The sequence below is a fragment of the Streptomyces sp. NPDC085866 genome, assembly GCF_044541035.1.
Classification (GTDB): domain Bacteria; phylum Actinomycetota; class Actinomycetes; order Streptomycetales; family Streptomycetaceae; genus Streptomyces.
This window is the reverse complement of sequence record NZ_JBITSQ010000007.1, coordinates 83,321-95,814: the sequence shown is the minus strand read 5'-3', so window position 1 is coordinate 95,814 and position 12,494 is coordinate 83,321. Positions and strand designations below refer to the sequence as shown.

The following is a 12,494-nucleotide window of genomic DNA, read 5'->3' as shown; positions in this document are numbered from 1 at the left end:
GAGAAGCTCATGTACAGATGGGACCCGGACGAACCGTCCGACCGAAGTCAGTCGGTTTCGCGTTCCAGTACGCGGCGCGCGGCCTCGGCTTCCGCGGCCGGAGGGGAGAGTTCGTCGAGGGTGTCGAGCTCGTCATCCGATTCCAGTTCCCGTTCCCAGGCCGCCGCGAGCTGCTCCTGCTCCTGCCGCGGCTTGGCGCCGATGGTCTCCCGGTGCTCCGGGTCCAGGGCCGCCAGGAAACGTTCGACCGAGTCCGTCGGCATACCGTGCTCCTTGTCGCCGGAAGGGGATGCACACCCCGCCCAGCATGGCCAACCGGGCTCATCCCGGCCGCCCGACACGGCCTGGGACCACCCTGATGGCCCCGCCGTACTCATCACGCAAACCGAACGAGAGTACAGCTTCGTCTTCTCGGCGCCCTCGGACAGCCGCCAGTCGGTCACCGTCCAGCGGGCGGTCGACGCCGGGGCCCGGACTCACGCACCTGACGGCCAGGCCGTCATCTCCGATGCCGAGGTCGCCTTCGGTGCGTGGCCCGACATCGTGGAGAGCGGTGGCTACCGCTTCTCCGCCGCGGCCGCGCAGTGATCCCGAGGAACTCGGCGGCGGGCCGATCGGGGTGTGGGCACGGGACAGTCTGCGGCAGGACGGCCGGCTCGTCTCCGTCGACCGGGGGACCCACCCCTCCCTGACCGCGTACTTCAACGCCGAGGAAGTCAAGGAGAAGTACTACGAGGGTGAGCCCGCCGACGACTGGGACACCTACCTGGAGCCGTGGAGTGCCGTACTGGCCCACACCGGCGGCTACAGCGCGGAGGAAGCCGAGAAGACGCTGCGTACCGCCTGCCGGACATGCTCCGATACGACCGCAGCAAGCCGGTCGCCTGTCCCAACGGCCGCAAGCTCACCGACGACGTCACCTCCGCGCGGCTGGCCATGGTCTTCGGCGGCAAAATCACGGACGACCACATCGGCCCGCACACCGATCTTCTTCCCGAGTCCCCCTACCTCGGCCACCCGCACCCGGTCTCCTGGCCACCTCCGTCGGGGAGGGGGATGTCTGTACGGGCTCAACTCCCTTGCGGCACAGGAGAAGCGGGTCCCAGCGGCGCGCGTTCGGCAGCGCTCGGAGCCGTCAGGGCGAGTCGGCGGTGGATGCGGCGGAGCATCAGGCGGGCCATGAAGGGGTGGACGCGTTTGACCACCGCCCAGTACAGCCGGCCGCGCCAGTTGTGGATCCTCACGACCGTACTGAGCGTGACCTGACGGTCGTCGACGTGGATCGAGGCGCGGAAGTCGAGGTGTCCGGCGTCCTCGCCCAGGAGCACTTCGCCGCCCTCGCGGCCCACCACCGGGAAGGAGGCGCCGCGCAGGACAGCCCGCCAGGGCTCGGGGTCCCGCGGCATGCCGGGACGCATCGCCATGCGCCAGGCGTCGGAGTAGTCGGTCTGCTCGAAGACGGCACGGACCAGGCGGGCGTCGGTCGGGAGCGGGCCGCCGGTTGCCCTTTCCCACGTCAGTCGGTGGAGCAGCCGGACCCACGGCGACCAGCGGACGGGGTTGGGCACCGTCCCGGTGACGGCCCGCTCGATGTTGTCGAAGAGCTCTTCGATCACCGTGTCGTGCATCCAGCGCACCGCCAGAGCCCAGCCCAGCACCATCGGGCCGCGGCGCTGCAGCTCCAGGGTGTGGCGCACGCGGCAGCGGTCCGGCCCCAGCGACTCGACGACGAACTCATGGTGGCCGCTCATGGGCGGGTTGAAGTCGAAGCGGGCGCGGCGGCCGGGCTCGTACGCGGAGACGCGGTAACGGACGAAGCCGTGGCCGCCGTCGGCACCGACGCCCAGGGGGCGGTCGAAGCGCATCGGGGGCCAGGCCGGCGCCGGCCAGACCGGGTCGTGGGGCGAGGAAAGCCGCTCGAGGAGGGTTCCGACCGTCTGGGCGGGTGCCTCGATGGTGCGCTCATGGACATTGCGGATCGTGCGGAACCTGCGCATAGCGGGCCTCCATACGCTGCCGTATGTTGTCGACCATACGGTAGCGTATGGACATGGTGCAGCGGCATGCGGAGGGGCCCCGCACGGGCGGGCGGAAGCGACTTACCGCGCAGGACTGGGCGGACGCGGCCCTTTCGGCGATGGGTGAAGGCGGTCTTGCGGCGGTCGCCATCGAGCCGCTCGCGGTACGCCTCGGCACCACCAAGGGCAGTTTCTACTGGCACTTCGCCAACCGTGAGGCGCTGATCGAGGCTGCGCTCGACCGCTGGGAGCAGAAGTCCACGGAGAGCGTCATCGCCGGGCTGAAGTCCGAGCCGGATCCGGCCGTGCGGCTGCGCAGGCTCTTCGTGGAGGCGTCCGAACTCGCGGCCGAAGACCCGCTGGAGGTCTCGCTGCCGGCCTCGGCCGGGCATCCGCGAGTCGCTGCCGTGCTGCGCCGGGTGACGGAGCGTCGGGTCGGCTACCTGGCGGAGCTCTTCATCGAGTTGGGCTTCCGTCCGGACGAGGCGCGCCGCCGCGCACTGCTGGCGTACACCGGCTACCTCGGCCACGCGCAGCTGGCGCACGCGGTGCCGGAGACGCTTCCGGCCGGCGAGGAGGGCGAGCGCTACGTGGCCTCGGTGCTCGACACTCTGATGACGGCCACACCGGAGTCCTGAAGTGTGCCGTAGGGATCAGGCGCCGGTGACGACCCGCATGAAGACGACCGGTTCGGTGCCGTCGTTGCGGTAGGCGTACTCCTGGTCGCTGGCGATGACGGCACTCTGCCCGGGCGTCACCACCTGGGGTCCGGTCTCCGGTGTCAGGGTCAGGCGGCCGGCGAGGACATGGTGGATCTCCTGTGCGCCGGGGCGGTCGGGTTCGGCGTCGTAGTGACCCCCGGGGGCCAGGGTCCAGCGCCACAGTTCGGCCCGCGGGTCCTGTGTCGCCGCGAGGAGCAGCGCGTGGCTGCCGTCGGCGTCCTGCCACACGAGCGTTCCCTCGACCCGCTCGTCCGCCGCGTCACGCGCCGGCAGGGCCAGGGCGGCGAAGTCGGTGTCCAGGGCGCGTGCGACGCGGTCGACGGTGGCGAGGCTCGGGTTGGCCTGACCCAACTCGATATCGGTGAGCATCCTCCGGCTCAGACCGCCGACGTCGGCCAGTTGCTGCACGCTCCAGCCGCGCTGTTTGCGCAGCGCCCGGATACGCCCGCCGATACGGGCGACGAACTCCTGCGTGGTGCTGCTCCCGGCGGCGACCTCACTGTTCATGGTGAGCACTATAGTGCACAAAAAGCTTGCCCGGATCGCTGGGTGAGCAATATATTGCTCATCATGCGAGTGATCACCACTCCCCATGTCTCCGAGCGGGCCGTGCTGGCCGCACTCCGCGAGGCATTCGGGGATCCTTCCCACAGTGAGGTGGCCGGCCCCGGCCAGTTCGTCGTCGACCTGCCCGACGGCGGTGACGTCATCCACTATCCGGCCGTGTTGCCCGGCGCCGGGGTCTACGCGGTCAAGGTCTCTCCGTACCTGCCGCAGGCGGCCGGTCCTGCCGTGGTCACCGCCTGGACGATGCTGGTGAGCCTGGCCTCCGGGCAGCCGGTCGCGCTGCTCGACGCCTCGGGTCTGACCGTGGAGCGCACCGCGGCCACGACCGTGCTCGCCGCCGACCACCTGCTTCCGCCGGACGCCCGCAGCGCGGCCGTCATCGGGTACGGCCGCGTCGGCCGCGCGCACGCCCGCTACCTGCGCCATGTCCGTCCCGGCATGACCGTTCGCGCGTACTCACCGCTGCGGCCCGAGTGCGTGGACGACGGCGTCGAGGCCGTCGACGGCATCCAGGAGGCCCTGGCGGGCGCGGACCTGGTGATGCTGTGCACCTCGGCGGCCGACGACGTGGTGGACCCCCGGACCCTGGCCCCCGGCGTCGTCGTCACCTCGATCTCGACCAACGCTCCCGGAGCGCGCGAGATCCCGCCCGCGGCGGTACCGGAGCTCGAGGTGTACCTGGACGCGCGCACCACTCTCGACGTGGCCACCGAGCTGGTGCAGGCCGCCACGTCCGGCTGGGACCCCACGGCGGTGCGCGGTGACCTGGCCGGCCTGGTCGCCGACAAGGCCCGACGTCCCAGCGGACAGCGCCCGGTGTATTTCCGGTCCGTGGGGCTGGGCATCGAGGACGCGGCTGTTGCCTGGGCCGCCTACGAGTACGACAACGAGACCACCGAGGGACGGTCCTGATGAAGATCCGCGAGTTCGAGGTCGAGCGCTGGATGAGCGACTACGAGGAGACCTGCCGGTACAACCTGGCCGAGACCTGCGTCCGTTCGCTCACCACCGGCGAACTGCTGGCACTGTCCGGCCGGCGCGAGGACGTACTTGCCGAGCTGGACACCACCCCGCTCACCTATGGGCCGATCCCGGGGAGCCCGCGTCTGCGCGGCCTGGTCGCCGGGCTGTACACGGCCCAGGGCCCGGGCAACGTGCTGATCAGCCACGGGGCGATCGGCGCCAACGCCCTTGTGCACGCCACCCTCGTCGAGCCGGGTGACCACGTCGTGGCCGTGGTCCCCACCTACCAGCAGCACTACTCCATTCCGGACAGCTACGGCGCCCGCGTCGACCACCTGCCGCTGCGCGAGGAGAACGGCTGGCTGCCCGATCTCGACGAACTCGACCGCCTGGTCACCCCGGCCACCAAGCTCATCGCCGTCAACAACCCCAACAACCCGACCGGCGCCCTCATCGACGAGGCCGGCCTGACCCGCATCGCCGAAATCGCCGACCGCGCCGGGGCGTGGGTGCTGTGCGACGAGGTCTACCGGGGCGTGGACCAGGCCGGCGACGGATTCACCACCTCGATCGCCGACCTGTACGAACGCGGCATCTCCACCGGCAGCATGTCCAAGCCCTACTCCCTGGCCGGCCTGCGCCTCGGCTGGATCGTCGGCCCCACCGGACTGCTCGCCGACGTCGCCACACACCGGGACTACACCACGATCAGCGTCGGACGCATAGACGACCTGCTGGCCTGCGTCGCCCTGGAGAACAAGGACGCGATCCTGGCCCGCTCCCACCGGATCACCCGCACCAACCTCGCCGTCCTCGACGAGTGGATCACCAGTCGCTACGACATCAGCTACGTCCGGCCCGCCTCCGGCACCACCGCACTCCTGCGCTACGACGCCCCGATCGGCTCCTACGACTTCTGCACCCGCCTGCTGGAGCAGACCGGCGTCATGTTCACCCCCGGCGCCGCGTTCGGCATCGAACACACCGTGCGCATCGGCTTCGCCGACGACACCCAGACCCTGCGCACCGGCCTGCACCTGGTCGGCCAGTTCCTGGACCAACTCGCCCAGGAATAACCACTCCCGCTCCGAGGGCACGGCAGCTGCCAGGCCGGCCGCGGTCGGCCTGGCCGACTTGCCGAGTGAGCAGCAGCGCGAAGTACTTCAGCGTCAGGTCCCTTCTGCTGGCTCCTGTCGGGGGCGATGGATCAGCACGGAGGCTCGGCAGGCGCGGTCGCACGCCCCGGACCGGGGAAAGCTTCCGAACCCCGGCAGGAAGACCGCGTTCGGCCCTGCCTGTTCCTGGCATCGACGCACCCGCGCCTGCGGTGCATCATCGGCCCGGCGCACCACGCCGTGCCGTGAGGGGGAGGAGGCGGGGGCCATCGCGGAAGGGAGCGGACCGCCGACGCTGATCGTGCGGTCGCCGGACGTCGTGGCCCGGCTGACGGGGGAGGGCGTCGTGTGGGAGGAGCGTGGCACCGTCACCCGCATCCCCTACCGGGCCGTCGTCGACGCCACCACGGAGACGGTCGGCGCACGGCGGCTCCGGCTGTATGTCGAGGTCGCCGACCATACCCGTGGCCGGCCCGGAGGTTACGAGCTGGTGTGCGGCGCCCGCGCCGCCCAGACATTCGTACGAGCCCTGCTCGCGCACCGCGCCGTCCTCCCGGAGACCGGCGCGACCCCGCCTGTCACGACCGAGCGTCGCACGTCGCCCCCGCGGAAGCGATACACGCGCGGGGAATTGGGTCTTCGCGTGCTACTGGTCGCTGTCGTGCTGAACTTCCTGGCCATCGTGGCGACTGGGCGGTACCTGGCCGCCGTTCTGAGCTGCTTCGGGTTCTTCGCCTGGTGGGGGTCCGCCGACCTGGCGGCTCACATCGTCTCCCTCGCGCGCCCCGCCTGGGCATCCATCGCCCGGGGCATTCAGGTGGAGGCCCGCTACGTCAAGTCCGACCTGCGCCATTCCACCAGCGGCCGGATGTGGCACATGTGGGTGTACGAGTACACGGATTTGGACGGCGGGGTGTACGAGTACGCCACCGGCTCCGCATCACGCAACGCGCAGCCCCCGCAGACCAGAACGGTCACCGCCGTCCCCGGCACCAAGGACGGTGCCTTCTCGCGGGGCGACGCCGTGCTCACTCTGCTGATCGTGGTCCCTGTCCTTCTGTTGGGCCTGGTGGTCGTGAGCCTCGCGGCTCTCGCGGCGATGCCTGGGGTGCTGCTGTCGGGGCTCGGCTAAGCGCCCTCGGCCAGGTGCCTGCTCATGCTCCTTCGGTCGTTCGGCGTTCGGGCCTCGGACAGCTCGAAGACAATCCTGGCCGCGGACCACTTCTGGTTTCGAAGGAACCGAGTCGCGCGGCAGACCGCGCACACCTCGTCCCCCTGCGAGCAGCTCGGCAATGCTGTGAGCGGTCCTTCCGTCCATATGAGCAAGCGCTTAGTAGTATGGCGACGGGTAGAACGCGCGACATGAAAGGACCGATATGCCGACGTCGCAGGCCGAGGCCTTCTACGAGCGGGAGGCCCCCGACCGGTTCCTCCCCACCGCGTACACACGCGGGCCCTGGGACGCCGACTCCCAGCACGCCGGTCCGCCGGCCGCACTGCTCGGTCTGGCCGTCGAGCAACGACCGGCCGGCCGGCCGGACATGCGGGTCGCCCGGCTCACGTACGAGATCATGCGGCCTGTCCCGATACGGCCGCTGACCGTGACCACGCGCGTGCTGCGCGCCGGGCGCAGCGTCGAGCTCGTGGAGGTCGCTCTGACACCCGACGGCGGCCAGGAAGTGATGCGGGCGACGGCCCTGCTGATGAAGACGGCGCCGGACTCGGTACCGGAGGTGTCGCCGGGACGGCAGGTGCCCGGGCCTGAGGTCGTGCCGTCGAAGGCGTTCTTCCCGGTCCCGTGGGAGCAGGGCTATCACACCGCCATGGAAGTGCGCTTCGCCGCCGGTTCGTTCCTCGAGTCCGGCCCCGCCACGGCGTGGATGCGCATGCGGGTCCCCCTGGTCGCGGGCGAGGAGATCACCCCGCTCAGCCGGGTGCTGACGGCAGCCGACTCGGGCAACGGCGTCAGCTCCGAGCTGGACTTCCGCCGTTACGTCTTCATCAACGCCGACCTCACCGTCAGCCTGCACCGCCACCCCGAGGGCGAGTGGGTCTGCCTGGACGCCCGGACGATGGTGGACGGCGCGGGCATCGGCCTCGCGGAGTCTGCCCTGCACGACGAGAAGGGCCCGCTCGGCCGCAGCACCCAGACCCTGTACGTGGCCGCGCGCGGCTGAGGCACCCGGCGGCGGAACCTCATGACCTCGTTCAGAGGCGCACTCAAGGAGTCGGAGCCATCGAGCGGCTCCACGAAGTCCCTGATCAAGGCCCACGTCCATTGAGTAACGCTGGATCGAGTCATGTGCGGTGCGTTCCTGGAGCAGGGTGCCTCCGGCGCGGGTGGAGTGTGGTGGTTGTGGTGAGGACCTTCAGTGCCACGGCGGGGTGGAAGAGCAGGGCGGGGGAGGCGACCATGTTCACCACCCGGACGAACTTCGCCCATACGGCCGCGTCTTTGACCGCGGTGTGGAAGAGGCGTGTGTTGTACCAGTGGGCGAAGCGGGCGGCGAGGGGCTGGCGGTCGGGGTTCCACATGAGGTCGGAGTTGGTGGCAAGTGTCCAGGGGCCGATCAGCAGGCGGCCCAGCTTCTTCTGGAAGTCTCCGGCGAGGCCGTCCAGCCGGCGGGAGTGGCTGTGCCGGGCGAGCATCCTGTGCAGCTGTTCCGCTTCCATGGCGGCGACGGTCAGGCCCTGGCCGTAGACGGGGTTGAAGACGCAGACGGCGTCGCCGAGGGCGATGAGCCTGTCGGGCCAGTCCTTGACGGTGTGGTAGAGCCGCCACTGGTTGTCGACGTTGGTGTAGCGGTAGGTGGGCTCCTGGACGGTGCGCCGGCCGATCTGCTCGGCCAGCCGGGGGTTGTCCAGGCTCTCGGCGAAGGCGAGGTAGCCCTTGTCGTCGGTGGGCGGCTGGTCCTGGAAGGCGAACAGGGAGCAGGTCCACCGGTTGCGTTCGACGGCGAGCAGGGCTCCGGCCCGGGGTACGCGGGGGGCGAACAGCATCTGGTAGGCGAGGTAGAAGTCCGGGTGGCCGGGGTGGCTCTCCTCGGGCCGGTCGAAGTTCATCGACGTGTAGGTGACCTTGGCCTTCACGGTCCGCTTCGGCGGTACGGAGATTCCCATCCCGTCCAGCCAGTCGGTCAGTGCGCTGGTGCGTCCGGAGGCGTCGACGACGAGGTCGGCGGGGATGTCGGCAGGGTCGCCGCCGAGGGGGCGGCAGGTCACTCCGCTGACCCGACCGGAGGGGTCACGGGTCAGGCCGGTGCACGGAGTGGACGGCATGAGCCTGACCTCGGGGAGTGCGAGTACCTTGCGCCGCAGCCGGCGCTCGAGTTCGTCGCGGGTGAAGGTCTGGATCCGGACGCCGGTGCGTTTGCGGGGTGCGAGTCCGACCGGCAGCAGGAAGTCGATGCCTTCCCCGTAGTCGAAGACCGGTGCGCCGGCGTCCTGGAGTTCTTTGCGCAGCCCGGGGAAGAGCCGTTCCAGGATTTCGCCGCCCTTGGCCAGCATGGCGTGAGCGTGGTAGCCCTGGGGGGCGCCGGGGTGGGTGCCGGTGTCCTCGTCGACGGCGTCCCGTTCCACGAGGACGACCTCGGTGAAGTAGTCGGCCAGTACGCGTGCGGTGACCAGGCCTGCGTAGCTGCCGCCGATGACGACTGCTTTGCCCCAGGGGCGATCTGTTTTCATGTCGTCTCCCACATGTGACCGGGTCCTGGTGTTCTTGCAGGTCAACGAGTGCGTGTGGGGGTGCGACACGAGGCTTGGGAGGCATTGGGGGAGCGCGTTCGGACCCGCGATCCGGTTTCGGTGTCCGGTGAGCCGCGCGGGGTACGCCAGTACGCGAAGGGCAGGCCGGTACGGCACTCAGGATGCGTTCAGGCGTCCGGTGGCACGGTCGCTGTCCATGACCTACGAAACATCTGAGACTTCCGCCGTTCCCACGGCCGACGGGCCCGCCGCCACTGCACAGCACCGGCTGCGCTGGAACAAAGTGCCCGAGGTCACCGTCTACTTCTGGTTCATCAAGGTGCTGTGCACGACGGTCGGCGAGACGGCGGCCGATCTGCTGAACGAGAAGGCGGGCCTCGGCCTGACGGGCGTGTCGGTGCTGATGAGCGCCCTGCTGGCCGTGGTGCTTGTGGTGCAGTTCCGCACGAGCGCGTACCGGGCGGGCGTGTACTGGCTCGCCGTAGCCCTGATCAGCGTCGTCGGCACCCTGATCAGCGACAACCTCACCGACAACATGGGTGTGCCGTTGGAGCTGAGCACCACGGTGTTCGCCCTTGTTCTGGCGGTCGTCTTCGTCGTCTGGTACCGGCGGGAGCGGACGCTGTCCATCCACAGCATCGACAGCACCGGCCGCGAGTCGTTCTACTGGCTCGCCGTCCTGTTCACCTTCGCCCTGGGCACCGCGGCCGGTGACCTGGTCTCCGAGCGCATGGATCTCGGTTACTGGCTGTCAGCCGTCCTGTTCGCCCTGGCCATCGCCGCAGTCGCCGTCGCGCACTTCGCGCTCGGCCTCGACGCGGTTTGGAGCTTCTGGATCGCGTACATCCTCACCAGGCCGCTCGGCGCGTCGATCGGCGACTACCTCTCCCAGCCGACCGGAGACGGCGGTCTGGGCCTGGGCACCGTGATCACCAGCGCGCTGTTCCTGGCGGTCATCCTCGGCCTGGTCGTGTACCTGGCCGTGACCCGAAAGGACGTCACCGACCCGGAGCGGGCCTCCCGATACGCGGCCTGACCTGCAACCTGTCCGCGTTCTGGGCGCCGCCGCGGGCGACTTGCTCACCAAGCCGGTCGCCTAGGGCGGCGGGCGAGGACCGGGAGCCGTCACCCCGCAGGGAGGCTGACCGTGAATCTGGCACCGGGCGCGTGTCCGGGGTCGTAGGAGACCTCACCACCGACTGCGCGGGCCAGGCGTCGCGCGAGCGGCAGCCCGAGGCCCGCGCCGTCGTGTCCGTCGCCTGCGTCGGCGCGTCGGCCCGGCTGGAACAACTCGCCCACGAATGTCTCAGGCACACCGGGGCCGTCGTCGACGACATCGATCCGCACGGAACCGGGCAGGCGCCGCGCGGACACGATCACGCTGGAGCGTGCGTAGCGGACGGCGTTGGCGAGCAGTGGGCTGAGGATCCGTTCGAGGAGAGCGGGTGCAACCCCCGCCTCCACCCCTTGTATGCCCGTCTCCACCGTGGCTTTCAGCCGATCCGGTGGGTCGACGTGCTGGAGCAGGCGGTCCAGGACGGGCCCGACGTCCGTCGTCGCGGGGGCTGTCGCCGGGTTCAGCGCGTTCTCGCGGGCGTCGTCGAGGAGTGTGTCGCAGATCGTGCGCATGGACTGTGCGGCCTCGGCGATCACCTCGTGGGTGGCGCGGGTCTGGGCGTCCGTGCGCGGGCGGGTCCGCCACCAGTCGAGTTCCATGATGATACGGGTGAGCGGCGTACGCAGTTCGTGGGACAGCTCTCCCGTCAGCTGCTGTTCGTGGCGCAGTACCGTGCTTATGCGATCAAGAAGCGCGTCCAACGAGCCCCCCAGGCGGGCGAGTTCGGCAGGGTGATCGTCCGTGCCGAAGCGGTCGTCGGAGCCCACGGCGCTCCACTGCGTGGCCTGGTCGGTCATCGTCCGCACCGGTCGCAGTGCCCGGCCGACGGACAGGCGAGTGAGTGCGTACGTGCATCCGAGCATCACGGCGTCCAGGACGAGCGACCCGAGCAGCAGGGTCTCGGCCGAGCCGCGATACGGAGCCAGGTCCAGCGCGGTGACGACAGTGGCTACGGCGTTGCGGCCGTGGATCGGCTGGGAGCACATCCGGACGGGCCGGCGACCGTCGACCGTCTCGCACACATGCTCCGGGTGTGCGGCCAGCCGGCCGGCGGCCTGGGTCAGCGGGCTCCCGGCGGTGGTGGACGGTGGCTTCTCCAGCAGACGGGTGCCGACGTAGATCCACACGTTCGCGTCGAGAAGGTGGTCGTTGACGGTTTCCAGGACGTGCACCCGTGGACCGCTGGTGTCGACCGTCGTGGTCACCGCTGCCGCTCGGGTGCGCAGTTCGTCGTCCGCCTGGTTTTGCAGGTGCTCGTCCATCACGGCGTTGAACGCCACGGTCAGGACCGTCATCAGCAGGGCGGCGGTGGCCAGCGCGAGGAGGGAGAGCCGACCTCGCAGGGTGCGCGGAACCAAGCGGCGAAAGCAGCGGAAGACACGGTTCATGACAGGCGGTGTCCGACCCCGCGCGCCGTGTCGATCGTCAGTCGGCTGCTCGCCTCGCGCAGCTTGCGGCGCAACCGGCTCAGGTACTGGTCCAAGGTGTTGTCGCTGACCTGTGCGCCTTCGGGCCAGCCGGCCCGCACCAGGTCGCGACGGCGCACGAGACTCCCGTCCGCGGCGACGAGCGTGGCCAGCAGCCGGAACTCCGTGGGGGAGAGGTCGACGCGCTTACCGTGCACGATCGCACTGTGATCCACCGCGTCCAGGACCAGATCACCGGTCGTGGCGGAGGACCGCGGGGCGGCCCGTCTGACCCCGGCACGCAGCCTGGCGGCGAGCTCGGCGAGATGGAAGGGCTTGGGCAGGTAGTCGTCGCCCCCGGCGGAGAAGCCGGACAGGCGGTCGGTGAGCTGGTGCCGGGCGGTCAGGAAGATCACGGGAGCGAGGAAGCCGTTGGCGCGCATCGCCTGGCACACGTCCCGCCCGTCCGAGTCGGGCAGGCCGACATCGAGTACGGCCGCCGCGATGTCGGCCGTCGCCAGTCGCAGGGCGGTGGCGCCGTCAGCGGCGAGGACCGGCTCGAAATCCTCTTCCTGCAGGCCTCGCCGCAACACGTCCCGCAGGGCGTGATCGTCCTCGACAACCAGGATCTTGGGTCGCATGATCCTCCGTCGGCCCTCCGGCCGAACTCGTACTTGCGATGAAGGAAGGACTCGGGCAGCCACCCGTCCGTAGCCCCCGGACGCACCGGTGGCCTGCCCGCCGGCGGCGATGCGCGGCCGGGTGCAACGAAGAGATCATGCAGGACGAGCCCTTTCCGAGCAGCCCAGCCGGCGTGAGCCCCTTGATGACGGCGGATGACTACAGGAGAGTAGACGGTCTACGTAACTGTAGACGATCCT

General features: G+C 70.1%; 14 protein-coding genes. 7 read left to right on the top strand and 7 right to left on the bottom strand.

Features of this window, described 5'->3' with window-relative positions; translation table 11 throughout:
* Positions 1-47: 47 nt before the first annotated feature.
* Positions 48-263: a hypothetical protein gene (locus tag ACIF83_RS18935; protein WP_393479372.1), complete on the bottom strand. Its 216-nt coding sequence runs from the start codon at positions 261-263 to the stop codon at positions 48-50.
* Between the two features lie 10 nt (positions 264-273).
* Here ACIF83_RS18935 and ACIF83_RS18930 point away from each other — a divergent pair, with 10 nt between their 5' ends.
* On the top strand, positions 274-588 hold the full coding sequence (locus ACIF83_RS18930) for a hypothetical protein (protein WP_399728173.1): 315 nt from the start codon (positions 274-276) through the stop codon (positions 586-588).
* A gap of 216 nt (positions 589-804) precedes the next feature.
* On the opposite strand, the gene ACIF83_RS18925 is transcribed toward ACIF83_RS18930, so the two are convergent.
* Together ACIF83_RS18925 and ACIF83_RS18920 are read right to left on the bottom strand one after the other, a co-directional pair.
* On the bottom strand, positions 805-1,023 hold the full coding sequence (locus ACIF83_RS18925) for a hypothetical protein (protein WP_399728170.1): 219 nt from the start codon (positions 1,021-1,023) through the stop codon (positions 805-807).
* A gap of 47 nt (positions 1,024-1,070) precedes the next feature.
* Positions 1,071-1,997, bottom strand: a complete 927-nt coding sequence (locus ACIF83_RS18920) for a DUF2867 domain-containing protein (RefSeq protein ID WP_399728167.1) — start codon at positions 1,995-1,997, stop codon at positions 1,071-1,073.
* Between the two features lie 53 nt (positions 1,998-2,050).
* Here ACIF83_RS18920 and ACIF83_RS18915 point away from each other — a divergent pair, with 53 nt between their 5' ends.
* Positions 2,051-2,656: a TetR/AcrR family transcriptional regulator gene (locus tag ACIF83_RS18915; RefSeq protein ID WP_398140681.1), complete on the top strand. Its 606-nt coding sequence runs from the start codon at positions 2,051-2,053 to the stop codon at positions 2,654-2,656.
* 15 nt (positions 2,657-2,671) lie between these two features.
* Here ACIF83_RS18915 and ACIF83_RS18910 read toward each other — a convergent pair whose 3' ends face one another.
* Complete coding sequence (locus ACIF83_RS18910; RefSeq protein WP_393479382.1) at positions 2,672-3,247, bottom strand: helix-turn-helix domain-containing protein; 576 nt, start codon at positions 3,245-3,247, stop codon at positions 2,672-2,674.
* Positions 3,248-3,310: 63 nt separating this feature from the next.
* Here ACIF83_RS18910 and ACIF83_RS18905 point away from each other — a divergent pair, with 63 nt between their 5' ends.
* The 4 genes from ACIF83_RS18905 (at position 3,311) to ACIF83_RS18890 (ending at position 7,562) form a co-directional block, all read left to right on the top strand.
* The gene (locus ACIF83_RS18905) at positions 3,311-4,219 is read left to right on the top strand and encodes an ornithine cyclodeaminase family protein (RefSeq protein WP_399728164.1); all 909 of its coding nucleotides are present in this window, start codon (positions 3,311-3,313) and stop codon (positions 4,217-4,219) included.
* A complete protein-coding gene (locus ACIF83_RS18900; protein ID WP_399728161.1) occupies positions 4,219-5,346 on the top strand; it encodes an aminotransferase in 1,128 nt (375 codons plus the stop codon). Before ACIF83_RS18905 ends, ACIF83_RS18900 begins: the two co-directional genes overlap by 1 nt.
* 340 nt (positions 5,347-5,686) lie before the next feature.
* Positions 5,687-6,517 carry a hypothetical protein gene (locus ACIF83_RS18895; protein WP_399728158.1) on the top strand — a complete coding sequence of 277 codons (831 nt, stop codon included), beginning with the start codon at positions 5,687-5,689 and terminating at the stop codon, positions 6,515-6,517.
* Between the two features lie 244 nt (positions 6,518-6,761).
* A complete protein-coding gene (locus ACIF83_RS18890; RefSeq protein WP_393479390.1) occupies positions 6,762-7,562 on the top strand; it encodes a thioesterase family protein in 801 nt (266 codons plus the stop codon).
* Positions 7,563-7,683: 121 nt separating this feature from the next.
* On the opposite strand, the gene ACIF83_RS18885 is transcribed toward ACIF83_RS18890, so the two are convergent.
* Positions 7,684-9,069 (bottom strand): FAD-dependent oxidoreductase, encoded by a 1,386-nt coding sequence (locus ACIF83_RS18885; protein ID WP_399728155.1) that lies wholly within the window; start codon positions 9,067-9,069, stop codon positions 7,684-7,686.
* Positions 9,070-9,286: 217 nt separating this feature from the next.
* Here ACIF83_RS18885 and ACIF83_RS18880 point away from each other — a divergent pair, with 217 nt between their 5' ends.
* The gene (locus ACIF83_RS18880) at positions 9,287-10,126 is read left to right on the top strand and encodes a hypothetical protein (RefSeq protein ID WP_398140676.1); all 840 of its coding nucleotides are present in this window, start codon (positions 9,287-9,289) and stop codon (positions 10,124-10,126) included.
* Positions 10,127-10,215: 89 nt separating this feature from the next.
* Here ACIF83_RS18880 and ACIF83_RS18875 read toward each other — a convergent pair whose 3' ends face one another.
* Both ACIF83_RS18875 and ACIF83_RS18870 read right to left on the bottom strand, forming a co-directional pair.
* Complete coding sequence (locus tag ACIF83_RS18875) at positions 10,216-11,595, bottom strand: sensor histidine kinase (RefSeq protein WP_399728152.1); 1,380 nt, start codon at positions 11,593-11,595, stop codon at positions 10,216-10,218.
* Positions 11,592-12,254 (bottom strand): response regulator transcription factor, encoded by a 663-nt coding sequence (locus ACIF83_RS18870; protein ID WP_393479399.1) that lies wholly within the window; start codon positions 12,252-12,254, stop codon positions 11,592-11,594. Before ACIF83_RS18870 ends, ACIF83_RS18875 begins: the two co-directional genes overlap by 4 nt.
* Positions 12,255-12,494 lie beyond the last annotated feature (240 nt).

Bases quoted from the DNA above. Each gene is read 5' to 3' on its own strand.
- ACIF83_RS18875 (WP_399728152.1), bottom strand. From the start codon at position 11,595: ATGAACCGTGTCTTCCGCTGCTTTCGCCGCTTGGTTCCGCGCACCCTG.
- ACIF83_RS18900 (WP_399728161.1), top strand. From the start codon at position 4,219: ATGAAGATCCGCGAGTTCGAGGTCGAGCGCTGGATGAGCGACTACGAG.
- ACIF83_RS18935 (WP_393479372.1), bottom strand. From the start codon at position 263: ATGCCGACGGACTCGGTCGAACGTTTCCTGGCGGCCCTGGACCCGGAG.
- ACIF83_RS18915 (WP_398140681.1), top strand. From the start codon at position 2,051: ATGGTGCAGCGGCATGCGGAGGGGCCCCGCACGGGCGGGCGGAAGCGA.
- ACIF83_RS18870 (WP_393479399.1), bottom strand. From the start codon at position 12,254: ATGCGACCCAAGATCCTGGTTGTCGAGGACGATCACGCCCTGCGGGAC.
- ACIF83_RS18910 (WP_393479382.1), bottom strand. From the start codon at position 3,247: ATGAACAGTGAGGTCGCCGCCGGGAGCAGCACCACGCAGGAGTTCGTC.
- ACIF83_RS18890 (WP_393479390.1), top strand. From the start codon at position 6,762: ATGCCGACGTCGCAGGCCGAGGCCTTCTACGAGCGGGAGGCCCCCGAC.
- ACIF83_RS18880 (WP_398140676.1), top strand. From the start codon at position 9,287: ATGACCTACGAAACATCTGAGACTTCCGCCGTTCCCACGGCCGACGGG.
- ACIF83_RS18905 (WP_399728164.1), top strand. From the start codon at position 3,311: ATGCGAGTGATCACCACTCCCCATGTCTCCGAGCGGGCCGTGCTGGCC.
- ACIF83_RS18920 (WP_399728167.1), bottom strand. From the start codon at position 1,997: ATGCGCAGGTTCCGCACGATCCGCAATGTCCATGAGCGCACCATCGAG.
- ACIF83_RS18885 (WP_399728155.1), bottom strand. From the start codon at position 9,069: ATGAAAACAGATCGCCCCTGGGGCAAAGCAGTCGTCATCGGCGGCAGC.